This is a genomic window from Janthinobacterium sp. GW822-FHT07H11 (assembly GCF_058798615.1).
The window spans coordinates 3,767,866-3,786,481 of sequence record NZ_CM179507.1 but is presented as its reverse complement, the minus strand read 5'-3'; the positions used below and the strand labels follow the sequence as shown (position 1 = coordinate 3,786,481).

Genomic DNA, 18,616 nt, shown 5'->3' with positions numbered 1-18,616 from the left:
CGCGTGGGAGCCTGTACAGACATCATAAAAACTGGCCGCGCAATGCGGTTGAGAAAACGCAAACAGCGGGCAGCTTTGTGCGCAGGCATTGTCGCGCATGGGGGGGCCAGGCGGCGACAGCCAAATGCAGGCAGCGCCAGCCGAGGCTGTCACCGCGCGCACGGTGCGCGTAGCGGGCCACTGCGATAGCGGCGTCGGCACGTCGGACGCGCCAGCGAAGGCGCCCTCACCAGCGAACTGAGCCGTAGCCGTCGATTCCTTTGCGCAGGCCTGGCGTTAATCCTTGGCGCGTGGAGCGGGACGGCGTTTTTCGTGAACTGTGCTGTGCCGCCCTGCTAGCGGCCAGAAACATTCATACGCTTGAATCAGGTAGATGCGATGCATGGCAACCCGTAGAAATTGCCATTCGACATTTGAGTAATATCACGTCTTCTTGTTTTTGTTTGATTGCCTTATTAATAGCGCTTGCCAGCAGTGTGATTTTTAATGAAGATGAATTGAGGGCGATATTCGGAGGATGAAATGATTTATTGGGTTGAAATAATTTCTTTAATTCATAAAACGCATAAGCAAAATTAAAAGGATGTGCCATGAACAGCGATTGTGAAAAACTTATCCAGTTTGATACGACAATTATTCAAAATGATATTACCTCAAGGTATTCTTTGTTCAGTTATATCAATCGTGATAATTATGAGGAGATGAAGAAAAGCTATTCTGCGTCGATTCCTGAATATTTCACTGGTGACTATGATGAGTTCAAGCAAAAACGGAGTGTATTCACATCACTTTTTGTTTCCTCTGGACTCAGTGAACAGAGCCAAAGCTACTATCATCACGCCCTGTCCCATGACAGTTCGCAAAATTATGCGGCCTGCCTGGCCAAGGTCGGTTCCAAGCCCATCAGCCTATGGGTCGATTCTTTCGGCGAGGACACGATAAATATTTCCTTCAGGAGCGGCTTATTGGGTGCGGCCAAGCTGAACTACACTGTGACAGGCGCGGAAGCAGTTTTGGATGCCGCCGGAAAAAAACAGGAGTTTGGCGAATTGGTCGGTGCTGGCAGCGAAACAGTCATGTTCAAGTATGATAAAACCAGGAAATTTAGTATTGTGGTCAATGCGAAGACGGAAAATCAAGGCAAGGATTCCATGAGTCTTGAAGTTCCCGCCGTCAGAAACCTGGTGATTAAATCCGAATTCAAAGACATCGATATCACGCTGTGGTGCGCGGCGGGCGCTGATGGAAATACGGCGGGGCGGCCTACGTGGGCGGACGGGGAATTTGTTGCGCCCGCCGGTTTTGTCTTGCTGCCCGATACGATTTGCGAAATTTCACGCGAAATGAGTTGGCCAGGTATTGCTCATTTTCAAGTTTCAAAGACTCCCAATGCCGCAGCGCCGATCACGCGAGTACTCATGCATCCCTACGATTTTGAGGGAACCAACGGCGATACGCAGGGAAAGGTGACCTTGAGATACCGAATTACGGCAGAGCGAAAATATTTGGTCGATGCATCCGGGACGGCGGCGGCGGGTTAGCAGGGTGCCGGCGGCGGCAGGTTTTCCTGCCTGCCGTAGATCATGCCTGTCCTGGAAGTGGCCACCCTGACAAAACGTATTCCAGAGAAGCAGACGTCTGCCCAGGCGGTCAAGTCCACCCGACATCGTTGTCGATGGCGGAGCCATGGCCAAAGCACTGCTTCCTATTTGCTGCGGCCACTTATCAAGCTGATTCCATCGCTAGATGGCGAAAGGTATTGCATAAAGGATTGCAAATGCCTGTCGCCGCAGCAAAAAGGCGTTTCATGGGCGAAAGACCACGAGGTGTTGTCATGCCAGGTCTTGTGCTTCCTCCGTGATCCATTCCACGAAGGCATTGACCTCTGGCCTGTGCATGGCATCCGGCTTCGTCAGCACATAGTAGGCAAACCGCGCAGGCCAGGGCTTGTCCAGGACCTGTATCAGACGCCCTGCAACGATTTCTGCCTGCGCGTATTCGATCGGCACCAGCGCTATCCCTTGACCGGCTTCGGCTGCGCGTATCAACAGAAAGTCATCTTCAAACGCGGACCCGCGTTCGGCGCGCGGGTCTGCGGCAACCCCATGCGCCGCGAACCACAGCGGCCAATCCGCGCGCTCACAGTCATGCAGCAGCGGGTAGTTCAGGCAATCTTCAGGTGCCTCAAGCACGGCGCCGGCGGCAAGTAAGCCGGGGCAAGCCACCGGGACCAGCACGGGCGCCATCAAGCGGGTAACGTGCAAGCCAGGATAGGCGCCCAGCCCATGCCGTAGCGCCACATCAATCCGGTCCCGCCGCATGTCCACCACGGCTGAAGTTGCCTCGACCCGTACCTCGATGTGCGGGTGCCGCAGATTGAAGCGCCCCAGGCGTGGCACCAGCCAGGAAGCGGCGAAAGTCGCGACGGTGCTGACCGTCAAGGTCTGCCTGCCTTTGATGTCTGCCAAGGTCTGCACGCTCCTTTCGATCTGCTCGAAAGCCTGACGCAACGAGGGGTGAACGCTGCTCCCTGCCTCGGTCAAGCGCAGGCCATGCCGCTCGCGGGTAAAGAGCGCGACGCCAATCCGCTCTTCCAGCAACCGTATCTGCTGGCTGACCGCGCCCGATGTGACGTTGAGCGCTTCGGCTGCGGACTTGATACTGCCCCGTTCTCCGACTTCGACAAAGGTGCGCAGAGCCAGCAATGGGAGTGATATCGTCATTGGATTTAGTTTTTCTAAATTGTTGTGGAAGAAATGATCGTTTCCGATGATAGCTATTTGTCGGCATCATACGTGCTGTTTAGGCATTCAACATATTTAGATAAACTATATCACTGAGGTAAGCATATGAACACTCCGCGCTGGCGGCTTTGCCTGATCTTGCTGTGCACGACTCAATTCGTCGCCTTGCTAGACTTCTCCATCACCATGATTCCCTTGCCCCAGATACAGGAAAGCCTGGGCTTCACGCCAGGAGCCTTGCAATGGGTTATCAATGCCTATGGCGTAGCGATCGCAGGATTCTTGTTGCTGGGCGGTCGCGCCGCCGACATGTTTGGCCGCCGACGCGTGTTCCTGGCCGGACTGATGCTGTTTACCGCCGGATCATTGCTCGGAGGCTTTTCGCAGAGTCCAGCCATGCTGATCGCCACGCGCGCCATGCAGGGCTTGGGCGCCGCGCTGTTTTCACCCGCGGCCTTTTCATTGCTGTTGACCGTGTTTCCCGAGCAAAAGGAACGCAACCGGGCACTCGGTGCGTGGACAGCTGTGGCCGCCAGCGGGTTTGTCGGTGGCCTGATTCTGGGCGGCATTATCACCGACTCGATGGGCTGGCGCTGGGTGTTGTGGATCAACGTGCCGGTCGGCATACTGGTCATGGTTTTTGCCGGGCACTTGCCTCCTGGACGGCCCGATACCAAGACTGCGGCTCGACGCCTTGACGCATGGGGTGCGCTGCTGGCGGCCGCGGGCGCCGCAATGCTGGTCTTCGCTTTTGCCAACAGCGAGCATGTGGGCCTGTCTTCTCCCACCACATTCGCGCTGCTCGCCCTGGCCATCGGCCTGCTGGCCTTGTTTGTCTGGGTGGAAAGCATGGTGGAATCCCCGTTGATGCCTATTCCCATCTTCTGGCGGCGCATGACGGGTGGTGCCAACCTGGTCTCGCTGCTGGCGAATACGGCCCTGGGCCCAACCTTCGTCGTCGTAGCGCTGTATATGCAGGAAATCCTCGGCTTCACTGCCACGCAGACAGGATGGGGGTTGCTGCCAATGGCGACTGCCTTCACCTTGTCCAGTGCCTGGCTGGGGCCGTTCCTGATTGCCAGGATGGGCAGCAAAGCAGTCATCCTGGGTGGCATGGCGCTGTTTGTCGTGGGGCTGGCCTTGCTGGGAACATCGCTGGCGGCGGACGCTTCATGGGCCGCATCCATCCTGCCCGGCACCCTGATTGCGGGGATAGGGTACGGAGCAGCCTTTCCCGCATGGACCGTGGCTGGCATCGAGGGTATCGATGCTGCCGATCATGGCCTGGCTGGCGGCATGCTCACGACGACCCAGGAAGTCGGCTCCGCGGTTGGCCTGGCAGCCGGTGTCGCCGTCAGCATCGCTGTCGTGGCCGGCGGAGGGAGCGCGGCGCAAGGCTACAGCTACGCCATTCTGGCTTCCACGGGCGTGGTGGCCGCCGGGCTGGCATGTGCGGTGCTTATCCTGCCGGGAAAGGCGCCTGTCGTGGAGCGCGCGCAATGATCGAACTCCATACCGACAGTTCGCCCAATGGCTTCAAGATCACCATTGCATTGGAAGAGCTGGGCCTGCCGTACACTCTGCGGCACGTTCGGATCGATCAAGGCGAGAACCTGCAAGCAGGCTTCCTGCGCCTCAACCCACACGGACGCATCCCGGTGCTGGTGGACGACAGCACCGGCATCACGCTGTTTGAGTCCGCCGCCATCCTGCTCTACCTGGCGGAAAAGACCGATCGGCTTCTTCCGAGCGCGCCCAAGGCCCGCTGGCAGGCGATTCAATGGCTGGTGTTCCATGCGTCGAGCGTGGGGCCGCTCATTGGCCAACGCGTGCATTTCGAGATTTTCTCCGCGAACAAGAATCCTGACGCCATCGCGCACTACCGCCGCCTGACGAAAGAGGCCTTCGCCACTTTGGACAGCCGCCTGGCCGGGCATCCCTACCTGGCTGGCGATGACTATTCTATTGCCGATATCGCGCATTTCGGCTGGACTCATATCGCGCGCCTCATAGGCATCGATTTCAGCGCACACCAACACATGAGCGCCTGGCATGAGCGCGTAGCGGCAAGGCCGGCAGTACAGCGTGGTATCGCCCTGCCGGCGCCCGCGACTGGCGCCTGATCCGCAATACCACAGGAGATGAAAATGAAAGATACAACACAGCACGCCTGCGTGGCATCGTCGCCAGCCTTCGCCTCTCACCCAGGCTATAGACGAATGTTTGCCCCCGACAAGCTGACCCTTGGCATTTTCCTGCCGCTGCGCTTTTACGCGGGGGACATGCGCGTGCTGGCGGGGCAGGCGGATCTGGTGGCCGACATTGAGCAGCACGGCTTTGCCGCCGTGTGGGTGCGAGACGTGCCGCTGTTCGACCCCTCCTTCGGGGACGCAGGGCAAGTGTTCGATCCCTTCACGTATCTCGCGTTCCTTGCCGCGCGAACGAAGACCATTGCACTGGCAACAGGCAGCGCCATCTTTTCCCTGCGCCATCCGATAGACCTGGCCAAGGCATCGGCAACGATAGACCAGCTATCGGGTGGCCGCCTGGTGCTGGGAATCGCCGCGGGCGACAGGGCCGTCGAGTTTCCAGCCTATCGCCTGGCGCACGCTGAGCGCGGCGAGCGCTTTGCACACGCCGTCTCGTATTTCCGGCAACTGATGCGCACGGGAAGCCTGCGCATTGATTCACCGTTGGGCCAGGTCGAGGACGTCGAGTTCCTACCCAAACCGGCCATGGGCGCCATACCACTGATCATCACAAGCTCATCGGGGCAATCCTTGCCGTGGATAGGCGAACATGCCGATGGTTGGCTGACCTATCCCGGCGCGACCCATACGTGCCAAGGGCCGCAACGCCTGGCTGAAAAGATCCGCGCCTGGCGCAAGCTGATTCCAGATGGCGGATTCAGGCCGCACATGAGCAATGAATGGATCGATCTGGTGGCGGACCGCAACCATCCACGGACGCCACTGCGCGGCGGATATGTCTTGCAAACCGGGAGCAAAGGCCTGATTGACCTGCTGGGCGAATGGCAAAGTGCCGGCGTCAACCATGCCGCGCTGGGTATCCAGTTCTCGCGGCGGCCCGCAGCGGAAGTGCTTCAGGAACTGGCAGAGGAGGTATTGCCACATTTTCCCTCGCATGAGGGGCCGTCCGCCCTTTCTGCTTCATGGTGATAACGCAAGCGTGATCCATGGCAAACCTCCTTCGCTTCTTGACAGGAGCGGCTGTACGGGGCCATCGACGCTGTTGATATGCCGCAGGCATCGGCATGGCCTTGTGCGCCGCGCGGATGACTGATGCCGCTCACGCGCTGATGAGCTTGATGTCGGCTATCCGTTCGACGAGCCATACGCACGCCACCGCGGCGATGGCCAGCGATCCCGCGCTCAGCACCTGCCGGTACAGCCAGGTCTTGCGCAGCAGCCAGGCGACGGGCAGAAAGGCGACGACGATGGCCAGCTGGCCGATTTCCACGCCCACGTTAAAGCCCAGCAGGCTGGCCAGCAGGGCGTCTTGCGGCAAGCCCAGGTCGCGCAGCACGCTGGCAAAGCCCAAGCCGTGGAGCAGGCCAAAGGCGAAGGCGGCCACGTGGCGCTTGCCGCGGAACAGCGGCAGCAGGTTGTTCAGCGCGGCCAAAATGACGGAGGCGGCAATCGCCGCCTCCACCCAGCGCGACGGCAGCGAGACGAGCGACAGGCCAGACAGGCTCAGGGTGATGGAGTGGGCGAGCGTGAACGCCGTGACGACCTTCAGCACGTCATGAAAAGCCGCTTGCAGGCCTTGCCGCTGTTCGCGCAAGCCCGGCAGCAGCACGGCCGGCAGCAGCAGCGACAGCAGGAACAGGATATGGTCGTAGCCGATCCAGATATGCCAGATGCCGTGTTTGATATAGGCGCTGAATTGCGCCAGGCGGTCTGGCGCGGCCAGCGAAATCGTCTGGCGCGGGCTGTCCGGGTCGAAGATGGCCGTCTGCGTGGCGCCGCCGCTGTGGATCTTGAGCAGCCCCTTGTGCTGCGGGTCGAGGTCGGCGAACAGGCTGTAGCCGATGTGTAAATTCGCCAGCGTGCCGCCCGGGCAAGTTGCCCGGAAGCGCAGCACGCTGTAGGCGCCGTCCGTATGCTGGTCGAGCAGCTGTTCGGCGGCTTGCAAGGGGCACACGCCCTGGTCGCCGGCCACTTGCAGGCGCCGCAGCGCGTAGGCGGCAATCGCGGCGTGGCGCGCGCGCAGCTCGTCCCACGTCAGCGCGCCGTCGCCGTTGCCATCGAGGCCGATGGCGAAATCGAGGTCGCGCAGGGCGATATCCCATTGGCCCTCGACCTGCTCGCCGTGCACCGTCAGGCTCAGATAGCTGTCGCTGGGCTTGTGGGCTTGTGCGGGACTTGGCCATGCGCACAGCAGCAGGATGAACAGGCAGCGCTTTACAGCACACCTCATAGTACCCCCGCTTTCCTGATAAAACTGACTTTCCGCCCATCCTGCGGCCCCAGTTGCCTGACGAGCCCTTGCAGGGCCACGTCTTCCACGTCATGGGCCGCGATCCAGGCCAGCACGGGCCGGGCCGCCGCATCGTCGCGGGCGGCCAGGGCCGCTTCGAGCACGATGCGCATGTCGGGCACTTCCTTCTGGATGGCCCAGTTCTGCTGCGCCAGCCGCAGGGCGGCGGGGATATCCTGTTGCAAGAACAGGGCGAAGCGCGCCTGTTCGCGCCGGTGCACGGTGTCGCCCCGCTGCATGGCGGCGGTGAAGCGGGCCGCCAGCTCCGCCTTCGCCGCCTGGAAGGCCATCTGCCGTCCGGGCAGCGCCTGCAGGGCCAGCGCGTAGCGCAGCAGCAGGGCGTCGATGCGTTGCCGGTCCTGCAACAGCGTGACGACGTCTTGCGGACGCCGCCGGTCGAGCAGGAAATCCGCGTAGGCGCCCAGCAGGTAGCTGTCGCGCGGCTGGCGCGCCAGCGCCGCCTTGTAACGGGCTTCGGCCAGCATGGCCTCTCCGCGCCGCGTGGCCATTTCCGCCAGCAGGGTGGCGGCCCAGCTTTCCAGCTCGGGCGTCGCGCCGGCGCTCCTTTGCAGGGTCAGCTCCAGCAGGCGCTCGCCGCCGGCGGCGCGGCCCGTGACGCTGGCGATACCGGCAAGGCAGGTGACGGTGAGCAGCTGCGTTGTCAACGCCGACAGGCGCGCGCACGCCGCTGTCGCCTGCGCGTAATCGCCTTGCACGGTGAGCACGGTGGCGCGCGTCAGCCAGGCCTGGGCGTTGTGCGGCTGCTGCGCGATGACGGCGTCGAGGTCTTGCAGCGCGGCGCCGAAATGGTGGCTGCTTTGCAAAATGGTGGCGCGCAGCAGGCGCACGGGCAGGGGCGGCGCCGCCTGCCGCCACCACGGCGCCAGCGCCGCCTGGGCATAGCCGAGGTAGCGCGGGTCCGTTTCGCTGCGCGCCAGGGCGATGTAGCGCTGCGTCAGGCTTGCCGCCAGGGCCAGGTCGCCCGGCGTGGCATCGAGCCGCTGGCGCAGGCTGCGCAAGGCGAGCTGGGTGGCGTCGGCGCGGCGCGGCAATTGCTCGATGACGGCGCTGCCGTCTTTCGGCGTGTAGGGCGTGGCCCAGGCCAGCAGGGGCAGGCAGGCGCACAGCAGGGAAATCGGTGTTTTCATGGTGGAGGCCATCAACAGTCATTGATGCGGGCACCGGAGAGCGGACTCCCCGGCGCCCGCAGGGGCTACAGCGCCGCCGCTTCCGCGTCTTCCGGCGCGGTCGCCATGATGGCGTCGATGGCGATGCCTTCCGTGTCATCGCTGGTGCGCGCGATGACCTTGCTGACGGCCGCATAAAAGGCGTCGGGCATGGCCACGGGGGGCGGCGTGGCGCCGCCGTTGCCGTTTTCGCCGCTATTGCTGCCGCCGCCGCAGCCGGCCAGCAGGGCCGTGAGCGCCAGGGCGCCGAGTGCATGGAGCTTGTTCATCGCATTCTCCTTGTTACATCTGCGGCGCACCGGCGATGGGGTTTTTCAGGTAGGGGAAGCCTGCCGTGAAGTAGGTTTCATCGAGGAAGGCGCCGTCCGTGAAGTGCAAGCCGCCAGCGGGCGCGTCGGACGGGGCGCAGCCGATGTTCAGGGTGCACAGCTTGCCCATGGCCACGCGCAGCACCACGTCGACCACGTCGTCGCCGGGGCGGCGGCCGTTCGGGAAGCCCGCGTTGTCGCCATCGATCACGCCCAGGCGCTTTTGCGATCCGATGGCGGTGGGCGCGATCGAGGTGTTCAGGCGCAGCATTTCAGAGGCGGCGACCGTCGCCGGCTGGTTCACGCCCTTGATGCCCGTCAAGAAGGCGGCCACCAGGTCGTTGCGGGGGAAGTTGGTGGGCGCCTTGGCGCCTGCCGAGCCGAACAGCACTTCCACCAGGGCGGGCACGGTGGGATGTTTCACATAGTCGGCAAATTGCGCATCGCCCGACGGCTTGCTGGCGTTGAAGCGGTCCTTGTCCTTCAGGCCGATGACCAGTTCATTCACCAGCGGCATGCCCAGCCGCGATACTTGCACCCAGGCGCCGCCTTCCTTCGATGCGGGAATGGCGCCCGGCGCCGGGTTCAGCAAGCGTCCCTGGCGCAGGCTGGCCGTGGTCCAGCCGCCGATGACGGGCTCCAGGCCGGCCGTCAGGCAGGCGGTCGGCACTTCCATCTCGATGGCCGTGACGTTCTTGCGCGCCAGGTCGTCCCTGGCGGCGGACTCCGCATTGGCGGCGAATTCCGTGGCGGGCGCCTTGATGTTAATCAAGTCAAACGTTTCGCCCAGGTTCACCACGAAGGGGTCCTTGCGCTGGCCGACGAACAGGCGCGCCGGCGCGCCGCAGCCGGGGATGTTGACCGTGTAGACGTGCTGCGCGGCATACGCGGCGTAATTGGGGATGGCCTTGTTGCCGATATTGTCGACGGGCTTGTCGAACACGCTGCCGCCGCCGCTGGCATTGGTGACGGCGTTCTTCGTGCCGCCGCGGCGGTCGCCCCGCACCACCGTCACGGTATACGTTTCGCGCACGTTCAGGCCCGGCGGGTTGATGGAATCGATGGCGCCGCCGTTGATGACGAGCGGAATCGAGACTTTCTTGCCGCCCACGGTGAACTGGTCATCCTTGATGGTGTTGGTGAAGCGGAACTGGAAGGTGAGGTCTTCCTTGCCGTCGCCGTTGTTGTCGATGTGGATTTCGTACAGGGCGTTCGGGTCCATGGTGAAATAGTTCGGCCCGCCGTAGGCGTCCTGCAGCGGCAGGTAGTCGGCCACCACGGTGGTGTAGGCGCCGCGCCCCGCTTCATAGCTGCGGAACAGATAGAAGTCGGTGGCGTCGACTTTCGGGTGTTGCGTGATGAACGGCGCTTCGCGGTGGCTGGACGCGTGGGCGGACGGCGCCAGGGCGGCCGCCAGCAGGTTGCCCAGGAGGGCGGCGCCCAGGGCGGTTGTTGACAGTGACAAAGACATTGCGATTCTCCCGATGGTTGTTGGCGTTGACAGACAAGTCCAGGAAACAGCAGGCTGCCTGGCTTATACGCGCGGCGGGAGAAAACGGATGCAATGCCTTGGTTCGGACCGCGCGGGGCTTACCAGGCCAGCACTTTCGGGCCGATGGCCGCGCCGACGGCCGTGGGCGCCAGCATGCCCAGCACATACCAGAAGCCGACGAAGCTGGCGGCCAGTTCCGGGCAGTGCAGGCAATAGACGAGGGCGGCCAGGGCGCCGGAAGCAAGACCGGCGGCGGCGCCGGCCAGGCGCAAGCGCGTCGGCGCCAGCTCGCGCATCAGGCGCAGCACGGCGGCCAGGATGGGCAGCGCGAGCATGGCGATCAGCAAGGGGCAGCTGCGCCAGGTGGCGCCCCAGAACAGTTCGGCGCGCTGCTCGGGCGGCGCTTCCTGCACGATGACGGCGCCCAGCGCCCACATCAGCAGCACCGGCATGGCGACCAGCAGGGGCAGGGCGCGGGTGGCGGCGCCCGGCACGCACAGGCGGCGGCTCGCCTGCCAGCCCGCCAGGCACAGGCAGGCGACAAAGCCCACCTTGATCCAGAAGTCGGGCAGCTGCGCCAGCTGGTCCAGGTTGGGGCGCACGCCCAGCAGCAGGGCCATCAAGGCCACGCTGGCCAGCAGGCCGGCGCCCAGGGTGGCGATGGCGCGCCAGCGGGCGCCGGGCGGCGGCGCGGCGGCCACGTCGGGACCGCTGGCCAGCATGGCGATCAGATCGTCGGTTTTCATGTTGCGCTTGTCCTCAAGTTTGCCGCCAGTGTCTTCAGGCCGCGGTGCACGGCCACCTTGACGCTGGCTTCGGAAATTCCCATGGCGGCCGCCGTGTCGCGCACGGACCAGCCGTCGAGCTTGGTATGCACGATGGCGTCGCGCTGCTGCGCCGGCAAGGTGGCCAGCAGCTTGCCCAGGTCGCGGCTGGCCTCGGCCGCCTCGGCATCGGCGCTGGAAAAAAGTTGCTGCGTGTCATCTTCCTCGTCATATGGCTGGTGCTGCGCTTCGCGCCGCCCGTGCCGGCGCAGCCAGTCGATCCATTTATAGCGGGCGATCGCATGGATCCACGACGTCAGCGGTACCGCCGTGTGATACGTCAGGCGCTGGTTGTGGATGGCCAGCAGACATTCCTGCACCAGGTCTTCCACCTCGTCGGGCCAGCGCTGCAGGCGCCGCCGCAAGTAGGCGCGCAAATGGCTGCTGGTTGCCTGAAGGAAACTACGATAAGCGTGCGCATCGCCATCGAGCCCGCGCAGCAGCAGGCCATGCAGCCGCAATTCCGCGCCATGCAACTGCTCGCTGACAGGTATTCGTTGCATGCGGGCCTTTGGTGACAGGCGTTGAAGAAATATTCCAAATTATTTTTCGGGCGGCTGTAACCAATCCGCTGCATGCGGCGAATTGACAGGCAAGCACGCTTCTTAATTTACTATAACGGTTAGTCATCATGCTTATCAAGTCCCGTCTTGCCGCCTGTTTCCTTCCCGCCTGGCTCCTGGCCGTGGCAGGGCCGGCCGCCGCGCCGCGGGCCGCCAACAGCGCCGTCCTGCAAGCGGCCGGCATGGCTTGGTGCGCGAAGGGAGCGCTGTGATGGACACGCACATGACGGCAAGCGCCGTGATCCACCCCGCCTGGCTGCGCCTGACGCACTGGCTCAACGCCATCGCCGTGGTGGTGCTGGCCACGAGCGGCTGGCGCATCTACAACGCGGCGCCGTTCTTCCCCTTCGAGCTGCCGCGCGCCCTGACCCTGGGCGGCTGGCTGGGCGGCGCCCTGCAATGGCATTTCGCCGCCATGTGGCTGCTGGCGGCCAATGGCGTGCTGTATCTGCTCATCAATATCGTCTCGGGACGGCTGCGGCGCCAGTTCTTTCCCCTGTCGCCGCGCGCGCTGCTGGCCGATGTTGCCGCCGCGCTGAAGGGCAAGCTGGCCCATGCGGACCCGCGCCGCTACAACATGGTGCAGCGGGCCGCCTACCTGTTCGTGATGTTTGATTGCATCGTGCTGGTGCTGTCCGGCCTGGTGCTGTGGAAATCCGTGCAATTCCCGCTGCTGCGCGAGGTGCTGGGCGGCTACGAGAGCGCGCGCAGGATCCACTTCATCGCCATGGCGCTGCTGACGGGCTTTGTGGCCGTGCACCTGCTGATGGTGGCGCTGGTGCCGCGCACCCTGGTCGCCATGCTGCGCGGCCGCTAAGGAGAGGAGCATGAAAAAAACCATCATCGTGCAAGCGCAGGGCCAGGCCATGCTGGCCGACGCCTTGCGCCAGATCAAACAGCCGTCGCGCCGCCTGTTTTTGCAGCGCAGCCTGACTCTGGGCGGCCTGTCCTTGCTGACGGGGTGTAACGTCAGCGACCCGTCCGGCATCGAGACGGCCCTGGCGGCCGTGTCGCGCTTCAACGACCGGGTGCAGGGCTGGCTGTTCGACCCGAATAAACTGGCGCCGACGTATCCGGACTCCATGATCACGCGGCCGTTTCCCTTCAACGCCTATTACGGCGAGGACGAGGTGGAACAGGCTGATGGCGAGGCCTGGCGCCTGGAACTGAGCGGCTTGATCGCCGACAAGAAGCCGTGGACCCTGCCGCAGCTGCGCGCCCTGCCGCAAGAAACGCAGGTGACGCGCCACATCTGCGTGGAAGGCTGGAGCGCCATCGGCAAGTGGGGCGGCGTGCCGTTTTCCCATTTCCTCAAGCGGGTCGGCGCCGACACGACGGCCAGATATATCGGCTTCCAGTGCGCCGACGATTATTTCACGAGCATCGACATGGCCACGGCCCTGCATCCGCAAACCATCATGGCCTTGACGTATGACGGCGAGGAATTGCCGCCGAAATACGGCTACCCGATGAAGCTGCGCATGCCGACCAAGCTCGGCTACAAGAACCCCAAGCATATCCAGGCCATTTTCGTGACGAATACCTACCCGGGAGGGTATTGGGAGAATCAGGGATATAACTGGTTCGGCGGCTCTTGAACACTTTTAGCAGCACCAGCAGTACCGCAGCCGCTTTCACACCGGGCACTTGCCCATTTAACCCAGAGACAAGGACATATCATGAAAACCACGATCACCGCCATCCTCGCTTCCGCCATTCTCGTGTCGGGCGCCGCGTTCGCCCAGGACGCCATGCAGAAAGACGCCATGGCCAAGCCTGCCCCGGCCGATGCCATGCACAAGGATGCGATGGACAAGGACGGCATGCACAAGCCGATGGCGAAGAAGCACATGAAGAAGGATCACATGGCAAAGGATGGCATGGCAAAAGACGCCATGGCGAAAGACGCGATGAAGAAGGACGAGATGAAGAAGGATGACATGAAGAAGGATGCGATGGGCAAGTAAGCAGCCGGGCAGGCCGGGGCGTGGTGGCTGCCTGTCACCACGCCGCAGGGTCGATCTTGCCTATGGCCATCAGCGCCGGCTTGCAAAACAAATATCCCTGCATCAGGTCGATGCCCATTACCCGCAGGCAATCGCGTTCGGCGGCCGTTTCGATGCCCTCGGCCAGGACTTGAATGCCGAGTTCGCTGCAAATGCCGATGATGCCCTTGACGATAGCCTGTTTCGGCGCGCTGGCCTCGATGCCGCGCACCAGTTCCATGTCGATCTTGATGATGTGGGGCTGATACTCGGACAGCAGGGTCAGGCCCGCGTAGCCGGCGCCGAAATCGTCGATGGCCGTCTGGAAGCCGAAGCGCCGGTACTCATGGAAGATGTTGACGAGGTGGGGGCGGTCGCGCACTTCCTCGCCCTCGGTCACCTCGAAGATAATGCGGCGGATGGGGAAGTTGTGCTCGCGCGCCGCAGCCAAAGTTGCCTGGATGCACGCTTCGGGGCGATACACGGCGTTCGGCAGAAAGTTAATCGACAGATATTCCTCGATGCCCAGCAGGGCCGCGCCCTCGATGGCGCGCACGCGGCAAGCCTGGTCGAAGACGTAGCGGTTTTCGTCAGTGACCTGGGACAGGACCGAGTAAGCGGATTCGCCGTTGGGGCCGCGCACCAGGGCTTCATGGCCAAAGATCGAGCGCGTGGACAGTTCGACGATGGGCTGATAGGCAAAGGTGAAATCGAAGCCCAGCGGCGCCGCTTGCCGGCACTGGCTGCAGCCTGCGTTTTTCCCTGATGGGCCTGATGTGTCGCTGGAGGACGTCATGGTCGCGCCGCTTCTGATGGCAATTGTGCATAGTTATACCATGGCATGGTGCCTGCGCAGCGTCATTTTGTAGCGCAACAACACGCAGGGACGGCCGTGCCGGGGCTGGCACGGCACTGGCGGGGCGGCAAAGATGCTAATTTGCAATTTGTAGTAAGCTGGTCGCCTCCTGATTTCCTGCATGCACAGTCATGACCGAACCATCCACCGCCGCGCAGTCCTCCGAAGCCAAACCATCCGACAAATCCATCCGCCGCCGCTCGCTGTTTGCCGCCTGCGGCGCGCATGCCGTGCATGACGGCTTGACGGACGTCATCTACGTGCTGCTGCCCATCTGGCAGGCGCAGTTCGCCATCAGCTACGCCATGGTGGGCCTCTTGCGCGGCTCGTATTCAGGCATGATGGCCGGCTTCCAGCTGCTGGCCAGCCGCATGGCCAGGCGCTGGGGACGCGAACGCATGCTGGTGGGCGGCACGGCGCTGGCCGGCGTCGCCTACCTGGTCGCGGGGCAGGCGGGCGGCCTGGCCGTGCTGCTGATCGCCTTGCTGCTGGGCGGCCTGGGCGCCAGCACCCAGCATCCGCTGGCCTCGTCCATCGTCACGGACGCGCACGAGGCGGGCGGCGGCGTGAAGGAGGCCTTGTCGCACTATAATTTCGCCGGCGATATCGGCAAGACCCTGATACCCGCGCTGATGGGTTTGCTGCTGCTCGCGTGCAGCTGGCAAACCGGCGTCTCGCTGCTGGGGCTGCTGGGCCTGGCGGCGGCGGGCTTGCTGTGGTGGCTGCTGCCGAAACCCGGCGAACTGCAGGCGGGGACCAAAAAGGCGGGCAAGACCATCGCCGGCAGCGGTTCGAAAGGGAGTTTTCGCGCGCTGCTGGCCACGGGCACCCTGGACAGCGCCGTGCGCATGGGTTTTCTTACCTTCTTGCCGTTCTTGCTGAAAAGCAAGGGCGCGGGCACGGCCGGCATCGGCGTGGCCTTATCGCTGCTGTTCGTGGGCGGCGCCTTCGGCAAGCTGCTGTGCGGCTACCTGGGCGCGCGCATCGGCATGATGAAGACCGTGCGGCTGACGGAATCGATGACCTCGCTGCTGATCGTCGCGGCCCTGTGGCTGCCGCTGGCCGGCGTCATGGCCATGCTGCCCCTGCTGGGGCTGGCGCTGAACGGCACCTCGTCCGTGCTGTACGGCGTGGTGCCGGAACTGGCCGAACCGGGCAAGCGCGAGCATGCGTTCGCCCTGTTCTACACGGGCACCATCGGCGGCGGGGCGCTGGCGCCCGTGCTGTTCGGCGCGCTGGGCGACCATGCGGGCGTGCCCGCGGCCCTGACGGTGCTGGCGGCCGTACTGCTGCTGACCTTGCCGCTGGCGTGGCAGGTGCAGCGGGGCCTGGCGCGCGATGGCGCCGCATGACAGGACGCCTCGCATGAGTCTGCCATTGCCGCGCGATAAACACGATACGCAGAACGCGCAAGCCCTGACCGCCGTGCGCTGGGAAGAACTGCGTCCCGCCATGCCGCAGATCCTGGAGTGGGTGCAAGATGCGAACTGGCCCGTGGCCGCCATCCTCCTGCCTTACCTGGCCGGCATCGGCCCGCGCCTGGCTCCCCATATCAGAACGGTGCTGGCCAGCGACGATGAACAGTGGAAGTACATTGTGCTGCTGGGCATCGTGCGCCATTCCTCCGGGCTGGCTGCCGCCGTGGACGGGGAATTGCGGCGCTTCGCCCTCGCGCCAACGGCTGCCGAGCTGGAAGAAGGCGTGGCCGAGGTGGCCCGGGAAATTCTGCAATGCCAGATAATCACTGCGGTCGAGCAATAATCAGGGTCATTCTTGTAGAAAATCAGTATTGAGCGTGCGTGTGGCCATTCCTGTAATAGATAGGAGACAATCCGGGCCGAATATATTTCGACCTCCGGGTTGTAAAACCCTCCCTATCATTTAACAGGAAGATTACATGGGCAATTTTAGTATCCCGCAAACCAATAAAGCACTCGCCGTGTATTTTCATGGCAAGACGGTGCCTATGCTGTTTGCGGTATTTGCGGCGATCCTGGCGGCAGTGGCAGGTTTTGTCTTGTACCTGAGCACGACCATGCCTCAGAAAACACTGAGCGATACGCAGGCCATGACCTTGCGTAATGGCGCCAAGCTGGGCACGCACAGCAATTTGACTATTCTTTATGGTTCAGCGGCTTTTCTATTGCTGCTCGCCGTGCTGGTGCTGGTCATGCGCGCGGTAATGCTCAAGCGGCAGAAAAGCCGTTTTGAATTGCATGAAGACGGTGTGGTGCATGAATCGGACGGCATTCGCAGCTACGCAGCCTTTGCCGATATCGAAGACCTGTATCTGTTTGCGGGCGGCTCCACTGCCATGGCCGGCATGATCAATAACTTTGCCTACCGCACGGGCGCCGACCAGCCATGGATATGGGCCACCGGAGAACTCAAGCGCTTTGACGAGTTCATGGACGCGTTTCGTTCCCGTTACCTGGAATACCGTATGCCCGTATTAAAGCAGAAGCTTGCGGACGGCGAGCGCGTGACTTTCCGCTACATCAGCAGCGGCGACGTGTACAAGAAGCGCTTTTTCGGCAATTTCCTGAATGTCAAGACACAGGAACTGGCCTTGTCGGCGCAGGGTTTGCATGTGGACGGCGTCACCTGGCCTGGCGCCAGCCTGAAGTGCATGAATCAGAATGACTGGACCGAAAAACTGACGATCAAGGATGCGGCCGGCACGACGGTGTTTTCATGCATCGGCACGGGTATCCTGAGTTTCGACCTGTTCGCCAATATGCTGGACGACGAGATGAATCAGGCCGGGTAAAATTCCGGCGCAACATACCTCCCGATACAGGGAGGCTGGCGACCGGGCTATCCCGGCCGGCGGCCAAATGCAGATAAAAAATGAAAATACATTTACTGTCGAATGACGAATACCAAGAAACGTTTCATGCGCCTATGCTGAAGGTGACTGAAACCGCCAGGGAAGTCGTCGATCTTTGGGCATATGCCGATCTGGTCATCGGGAGTGACTTTGGCGATGCTGTGGACTGGAATTGGCAGGTCGCCCATATTTATGAGTCGTCAGATGGAAAGTTTCAACACATCGGTATTCCCGTCCCCCACGATGATACTTATCTGACGGTTATCGTCGATATCCACGGCAAAAAAATCCTGGGGCATGTTTTGCTGGATCTGCGCGCCAGGCCGTCAAGTCGCAGTGACGAATAACGCTTGATGCGGATCAAAGGGACGCCGCTGCGCGCGTCCTGGCGCAGCCGGACGACGGCATGCGGGTGCCGTTTTCCGCGCAGGCGCATCACGGTTTTGTCGACGGCTGCCATATGCAGAAACTGGCGCAGGCGCTGGCGCGGCGCATCGCCACGATCATTTCCTAGGCTAAATAGTCGCTGGGTGCCCGGCCCAGTACGCGGCGGAAGGCGGCCGTAAAGGCGCTGGGGCTGGCATAGCCGAGATCGAGCGCGACCCGGGTGACGGCTTGCCCGTCGGCCAGCCGCGTGATGGCGGCCAGCAGGCATGCTTGCTGGCGCCATTGGGCAAAGGCCAGCCCCGTCTGGGCGCGGAATTGCCGCGTAAAGGTGCGCCGGCTCATGCCTGCCTGCGCCGCCATCGCGTCCAGGCCGCTGTCCAGGCTGGGCTGTTCGAGCACTGCCATGCACAGCCGCGCCAGCCGGGCGTCGCGCGGCAGGGGCGCGCTCAGGGGCAGGGGCGCCATGGCGGCGATTTCGTCGAGCAGCAAGGCCATCAACCGCCCGGCGCGCGACGCTGCCACATACAAGGCTTCCACGGTCACGGCTTCGGCCAGCAACTGGCGCAGCAGCGGCGTGGCATCGAGCACCTGGCAATCGGGTGGCAAGCCCATCCTGGCGATGGCGTCCGGGGCGATAAACACATTGTGCATGGTTACGGCGCCATGCATGCGCATGCCGTGGACGAGTCCGGCCGGCACCCAGCAAGCGCGTTGCGGCGGCACCAGCCAGTTGCCTTGCGGCGTATGCACGCTGATGACGCCGCGCGCCGCATACGCAAATTGCCCGCGCGCATGGCTGTGGCTGGGAAACTGTTCGCCGGGGGCATGGTCGCGCGCGGTGGCGATCAGTGTTCGCGGCACTTCCGTATAAAAATCATCCATGGCCCATACTCTACAGTATTTGACCTGGCATCGAAGGCGGGCCGTCCTATTTCCCCTT

The 18,616-nt window shown here is 62.9% G+C and carries 22 protein-coding genes; 12 read left to right on the top strand and 10 right to left on the bottom strand.

Annotation, left to right across the window (positions count from 1 at the left end):
- Positions 1 to 352: 352 nt before the first annotated feature.
- Positions 353 to 592, bottom strand: coding sequence for a hypothetical protein (locus tag AC3RCJ_RS16765; RefSeq protein ID WP_492958241.1), 240 nt, complete (start codon positions 590 to 592; stop codon positions 353 to 355).
- Here AC3RCJ_RS16765 and AC3RCJ_RS16760 point away from each other — a divergent pair.
- Entirely contained in the window at positions 591 to 1,541 is a 951-nt protein-coding gene (locus tag AC3RCJ_RS16760) for a hypothetical protein (RefSeq protein ID WP_492958239.1), read from the top strand. The genes AC3RCJ_RS16765 and AC3RCJ_RS16760 overlap by 2 nt on opposite strands.
- A 291-nt stretch (positions 1,542 to 1,832) precedes the next feature.
- On the opposite strand, the gene AC3RCJ_RS16755 is transcribed toward AC3RCJ_RS16760, so the two are convergent.
- Complete coding sequence (locus AC3RCJ_RS16755) at positions 1,833 to 2,723, bottom strand: LysR substrate-binding domain-containing protein (RefSeq protein WP_492958237.1); 891 nt, start codon at positions 2,721 to 2,723, stop codon at positions 1,833 to 1,835.
- A 126-nt stretch (positions 2,724 to 2,849) separates the two neighbouring features.
- Here AC3RCJ_RS16755 and AC3RCJ_RS16750 point away from each other — a divergent pair, with 126 nt between their 5' ends.
- The 3 genes from AC3RCJ_RS16750 to AC3RCJ_RS16740 all read left to right on the top strand — a co-directional run bounded on the left by AC3RCJ_RS16750 (position 2,850) and on the right by AC3RCJ_RS16740 (position 5,923).
- Entirely contained in the window at positions 2,850 to 4,247 is a 1,398-nt protein-coding gene (locus AC3RCJ_RS16750) for an MFS transporter (RefSeq protein WP_492958235.1), read from the top strand.
- A complete protein-coding gene (locus tag AC3RCJ_RS16745) occupies positions 4,244 to 4,867 on the top strand; it encodes a glutathione S-transferase family protein (protein WP_492958233.1) in 624 nt (207 codons plus the stop codon). The genes AC3RCJ_RS16750 and AC3RCJ_RS16745 overlap by 4 nt, the downstream gene beginning before the upstream one ends.
- Positions 4,868 to 4,963: 96 nt before the next feature.
- Entirely contained in the window at positions 4,964 to 5,923 is a 960-nt protein-coding gene (locus tag AC3RCJ_RS16740; RefSeq protein ID WP_492958291.1) for an LLM class oxidoreductase, read from the top strand.
- A 130-nt stretch (positions 5,924 to 6,053) separates the two neighbouring features.
- Here AC3RCJ_RS16740 and AC3RCJ_RS16735 read toward each other — a convergent pair whose 3' ends face one another.
- The 6 genes from AC3RCJ_RS16735 to AC3RCJ_RS16710 form a co-directional block, all read right to left on the bottom strand.
- On the bottom strand, positions 6,054 to 7,184 hold the full coding sequence (locus AC3RCJ_RS16735; RefSeq protein WP_492958231.1) for a HupE/UreJ family protein: 1,131 nt from the start codon (positions 7,182 to 7,184) through the stop codon (positions 6,054 to 6,056).
- Complete coding sequence (locus tag AC3RCJ_RS16730) at positions 7,181 to 8,392, bottom strand: tetratricopeptide repeat protein (RefSeq protein ID WP_492958229.1); 1,212 nt, start codon at positions 8,390 to 8,392, stop codon at positions 7,181 to 7,183. The genes AC3RCJ_RS16735 and AC3RCJ_RS16730 overlap by 4 nt, the downstream gene beginning before the upstream one ends.
- A gap of 65 nt (positions 8,393 to 8,457) precedes the next feature.
- Positions 8,458 to 8,700 (bottom strand): hypothetical protein, encoded by a 243-nt coding sequence (locus tag AC3RCJ_RS16725; RefSeq protein ID WP_492958227.1) that lies wholly within the window; start codon positions 8,698 to 8,700, stop codon positions 8,458 to 8,460.
- 13 nt (positions 8,701 to 8,713) lie between these two features.
- Positions 8,714 to 10,210 (bottom strand): DUF4331 domain-containing protein, encoded by a 1,497-nt coding sequence (locus AC3RCJ_RS16720; RefSeq protein ID WP_492958225.1) that lies wholly within the window; start codon positions 10,208 to 10,210, stop codon positions 8,714 to 8,716.
- A 119-nt stretch (positions 10,211 to 10,329) separates the two neighbouring features.
- The gene (locus AC3RCJ_RS16715) at positions 10,330 to 10,977 is read right to left on the bottom strand and encodes an NrsF family protein (RefSeq protein WP_492958223.1); all 648 of its coding nucleotides are present in this window, start codon (positions 10,975 to 10,977) and stop codon (positions 10,330 to 10,332) included.
- Positions 10,974 to 11,558, bottom strand: a complete 585-nt coding sequence (locus AC3RCJ_RS16710) for a sigma-70 family RNA polymerase sigma factor (RefSeq protein ID WP_492958221.1) — start codon at positions 11,556 to 11,558, stop codon at positions 10,974 to 10,976. The genes AC3RCJ_RS16715 and AC3RCJ_RS16710 overlap by 4 nt, the downstream gene beginning before the upstream one ends.
- 128 nt (positions 11,559 to 11,686) lie before the next feature.
- Between AC3RCJ_RS16710 and AC3RCJ_RS16705 the strand changes: the two genes are divergently transcribed.
- From AC3RCJ_RS16705 to AC3RCJ_RS16690, 4 genes are all read left to right on the top strand, one after another.
- Positions 11,687 to 11,830, top strand: a complete 144-nt coding sequence (locus AC3RCJ_RS16705) for a hypothetical protein (protein WP_492958219.1) — start codon at positions 11,687 to 11,689, stop codon at positions 11,828 to 11,830.
- A complete protein-coding gene (locus AC3RCJ_RS16700; RefSeq protein ID WP_492964654.1) occupies positions 11,830 to 12,435 on the top strand; it encodes a cytochrome b/b6 domain-containing protein in 606 nt (201 codons plus the stop codon). Before AC3RCJ_RS16705 ends, AC3RCJ_RS16700 begins: the two co-directional genes overlap by 1 nt.
- A gap of 49 nt (positions 12,436 to 12,484) precedes the next feature.
- Complete coding sequence (locus AC3RCJ_RS16695) at positions 12,485 to 13,216, top strand: molybdopterin-dependent oxidoreductase (RefSeq protein ID WP_492958289.1); 732 nt, start codon at positions 12,485 to 12,487, stop codon at positions 13,214 to 13,216.
- 81 nt (positions 13,217 to 13,297) lie between these two features.
- The gene (locus AC3RCJ_RS16690; RefSeq protein ID WP_492958215.1) at positions 13,298 to 13,585 is read left to right on the top strand and encodes a pentapeptide MXKDX repeat protein; all 288 of its coding nucleotides are present in this window, start codon (positions 13,298 to 13,300) and stop codon (positions 13,583 to 13,585) included.
- 34 nt (positions 13,586 to 13,619) lie between these two features.
- On the opposite strand, the gene AC3RCJ_RS16685 is transcribed toward AC3RCJ_RS16690, so the two are convergent.
- On the bottom strand, positions 13,620 to 14,399 hold the full coding sequence (locus AC3RCJ_RS16685; RefSeq protein ID WP_492958213.1) for an EAL domain-containing protein: 780 nt from the start codon (positions 14,397 to 14,399) through the stop codon (positions 13,620 to 13,622).
- A 191-nt stretch (positions 14,400 to 14,590) separates the two neighbouring features.
- Here AC3RCJ_RS16685 and AC3RCJ_RS16680 point away from each other — a divergent pair, with 191 nt between their 5' ends.
- The 4 genes from AC3RCJ_RS16680 (at position 14,591) to AC3RCJ_RS16665 (ending at position 17,636) form a co-directional block, all read left to right on the top strand.
- Positions 14,591 to 15,811, top strand: a complete 1,221-nt coding sequence (locus AC3RCJ_RS16680) for an MFS transporter (RefSeq protein WP_492958211.1) — start codon at positions 14,591 to 14,593, stop codon at positions 15,809 to 15,811.
- Between the two features lie 13 nt (positions 15,812 to 15,824).
- Complete coding sequence (locus AC3RCJ_RS16675; protein ID WP_492958209.1) at positions 15,825 to 16,220, top strand: DUF5071 domain-containing protein; 396 nt, start codon at positions 15,825 to 15,827, stop codon at positions 16,218 to 16,220.
- A gap of 136 nt (positions 16,221 to 16,356) precedes the next feature.
- The gene (locus tag AC3RCJ_RS16670) at positions 16,357 to 17,229 is read left to right on the top strand and encodes a hypothetical protein (RefSeq protein WP_492958207.1); all 873 of its coding nucleotides are present in this window, start codon (positions 16,357 to 16,359) and stop codon (positions 17,227 to 17,229) included.
- An 80-nt stretch (positions 17,230 to 17,309) separates the two neighbouring features.
- Positions 17,310 to 17,636 carry a hypothetical protein gene (locus tag AC3RCJ_RS16665; protein WP_492958205.1) on the top strand — a complete coding sequence of 109 codons (327 nt, stop codon included), beginning with the start codon at positions 17,310 to 17,312 and terminating at the stop codon, positions 17,634 to 17,636.
- Between the two features lie 163 nt (positions 17,637 to 17,799).
- Here the strand turns inward: AC3RCJ_RS16665 and AC3RCJ_RS16660 are convergent, their stop codons facing one another.
- Positions 17,800 to 18,558, bottom strand: coding sequence for an AraC family transcriptional regulator (locus AC3RCJ_RS16660; RefSeq protein ID WP_492958203.1), 759 nt, complete (start codon positions 18,556 to 18,558; stop codon positions 17,800 to 17,802).
- Positions 18,559 to 18,616: the final 58 nt, after the last annotated feature.

Coding starts and splice junctions, on each gene's coding strand:
- AC3RCJ_RS16680 (WP_492958211.1), top strand. CDS start 14,591: ATGACCGAACCATCCACCGCCGCGCAGTCCTCCGAAGCCAAACCATCC.
- AC3RCJ_RS16755 (WP_492958237.1), bottom strand. CDS start 2,723: ATGACGATATCACTCCCATTGCTGGCTCTGCGCACCTTTGTCGAAGTC.
- AC3RCJ_RS16700 (WP_492964654.1), top strand. CDS start 11,830: ATGGACACGCACATGACGGCAAGCGCCGTGATCCACCCCGCCTGGCTG.
- AC3RCJ_RS16685 (WP_492958213.1), bottom strand. CDS start 14,399: ATGACGTCCTCCAGCGACACATCAGGCCCATCAGGGAAAAACGCAGGC.
- AC3RCJ_RS16660 (WP_492958203.1), bottom strand. CDS start 18,558: ATGGATGATTTTTATACGGAAGTGCCGCGAACACTGATCGCCACCGCG.
- AC3RCJ_RS16670 (WP_492958207.1), top strand. CDS start 16,357: ATGGGCAATTTTAGTATCCCGCAAACCAATAAAGCACTCGCCGTGTAT.
- AC3RCJ_RS16695 (WP_492958289.1), top strand. CDS start 12,485: ATGCTGGCCGACGCCTTGCGCCAGATCAAACAGCCGTCGCGCCGCCTG.
- AC3RCJ_RS16745 (WP_492958233.1), top strand. CDS start 4,244: ATGATCGAACTCCATACCGACAGTTCGCCCAATGGCTTCAAGATCACC.
- AC3RCJ_RS16710 (WP_492958221.1), bottom strand. CDS start 11,558: ATGCAACGAATACCTGTCAGCGAGCAGTTGCATGGCGCGGAATTGCGG.
- AC3RCJ_RS16675 (WP_492958209.1), top strand. CDS start 15,825: ATGAGTCTGCCATTGCCGCGCGATAAACACGATACGCAGAACGCGCAA.
- AC3RCJ_RS16735 (WP_492958231.1), bottom strand. CDS start 7,184: ATGAGGTGTGCTGTAAAGCGCTGCCTGTTCATCCTGCTGCTGTGCGCA.
- AC3RCJ_RS16730 (WP_492958229.1), bottom strand. CDS start 8,392: ATGAAAACACCGATTTCCCTGCTGTGCGCCTGCCTGCCCCTGCTGGCC.
- AC3RCJ_RS16740 (WP_492958291.1), top strand. CDS start 4,964: ATGTTTGCCCCCGACAAGCTGACCCTTGGCATTTTCCTGCCGCTGCGC.
- AC3RCJ_RS16765 (WP_492958241.1), bottom strand. CDS start 592: ATGGCACATCCTTTTAATTTTGCTTATGCGTTTTATGAATTAAAGAAA.
- AC3RCJ_RS16725 (WP_492958227.1), bottom strand. CDS start 8,700: ATGAACAAGCTCCATGCACTCGGCGCCCTGGCGCTCACGGCCCTGCTG.
- AC3RCJ_RS16715 (WP_492958223.1), bottom strand. CDS start 10,977: ATGAAAACCGACGATCTGATCGCCATGCTGGCCAGCGGTCCCGACGTG.
- AC3RCJ_RS16760 (WP_492958239.1), top strand. CDS start 591: ATGAACAGCGATTGTGAAAAACTTATCCAGTTTGATACGACAATTATT.
- AC3RCJ_RS16665 (WP_492958205.1), top strand. CDS start 17,310: ATGAAAATACATTTACTGTCGAATGACGAATACCAAGAAACGTTTCAT.
- AC3RCJ_RS16720 (WP_492958225.1), bottom strand. CDS start 10,210: ATGTCTTTGTCACTGTCAACAACCGCCCTGGGCGCCGCCCTCCTGGGC.
- AC3RCJ_RS16705 (WP_492958219.1), top strand. CDS start 11,687: ATGCTTATCAAGTCCCGTCTTGCCGCCTGTTTCCTTCCCGCCTGGCTC.
- AC3RCJ_RS16690 (WP_492958215.1), top strand. CDS start 13,298: ATGAAAACCACGATCACCGCCATCCTCGCTTCCGCCATTCTCGTGTCG.
- AC3RCJ_RS16750 (WP_492958235.1), top strand. CDS start 2,850: ATGAACACTCCGCGCTGGCGGCTTTGCCTGATCTTGCTGTGCACGACT.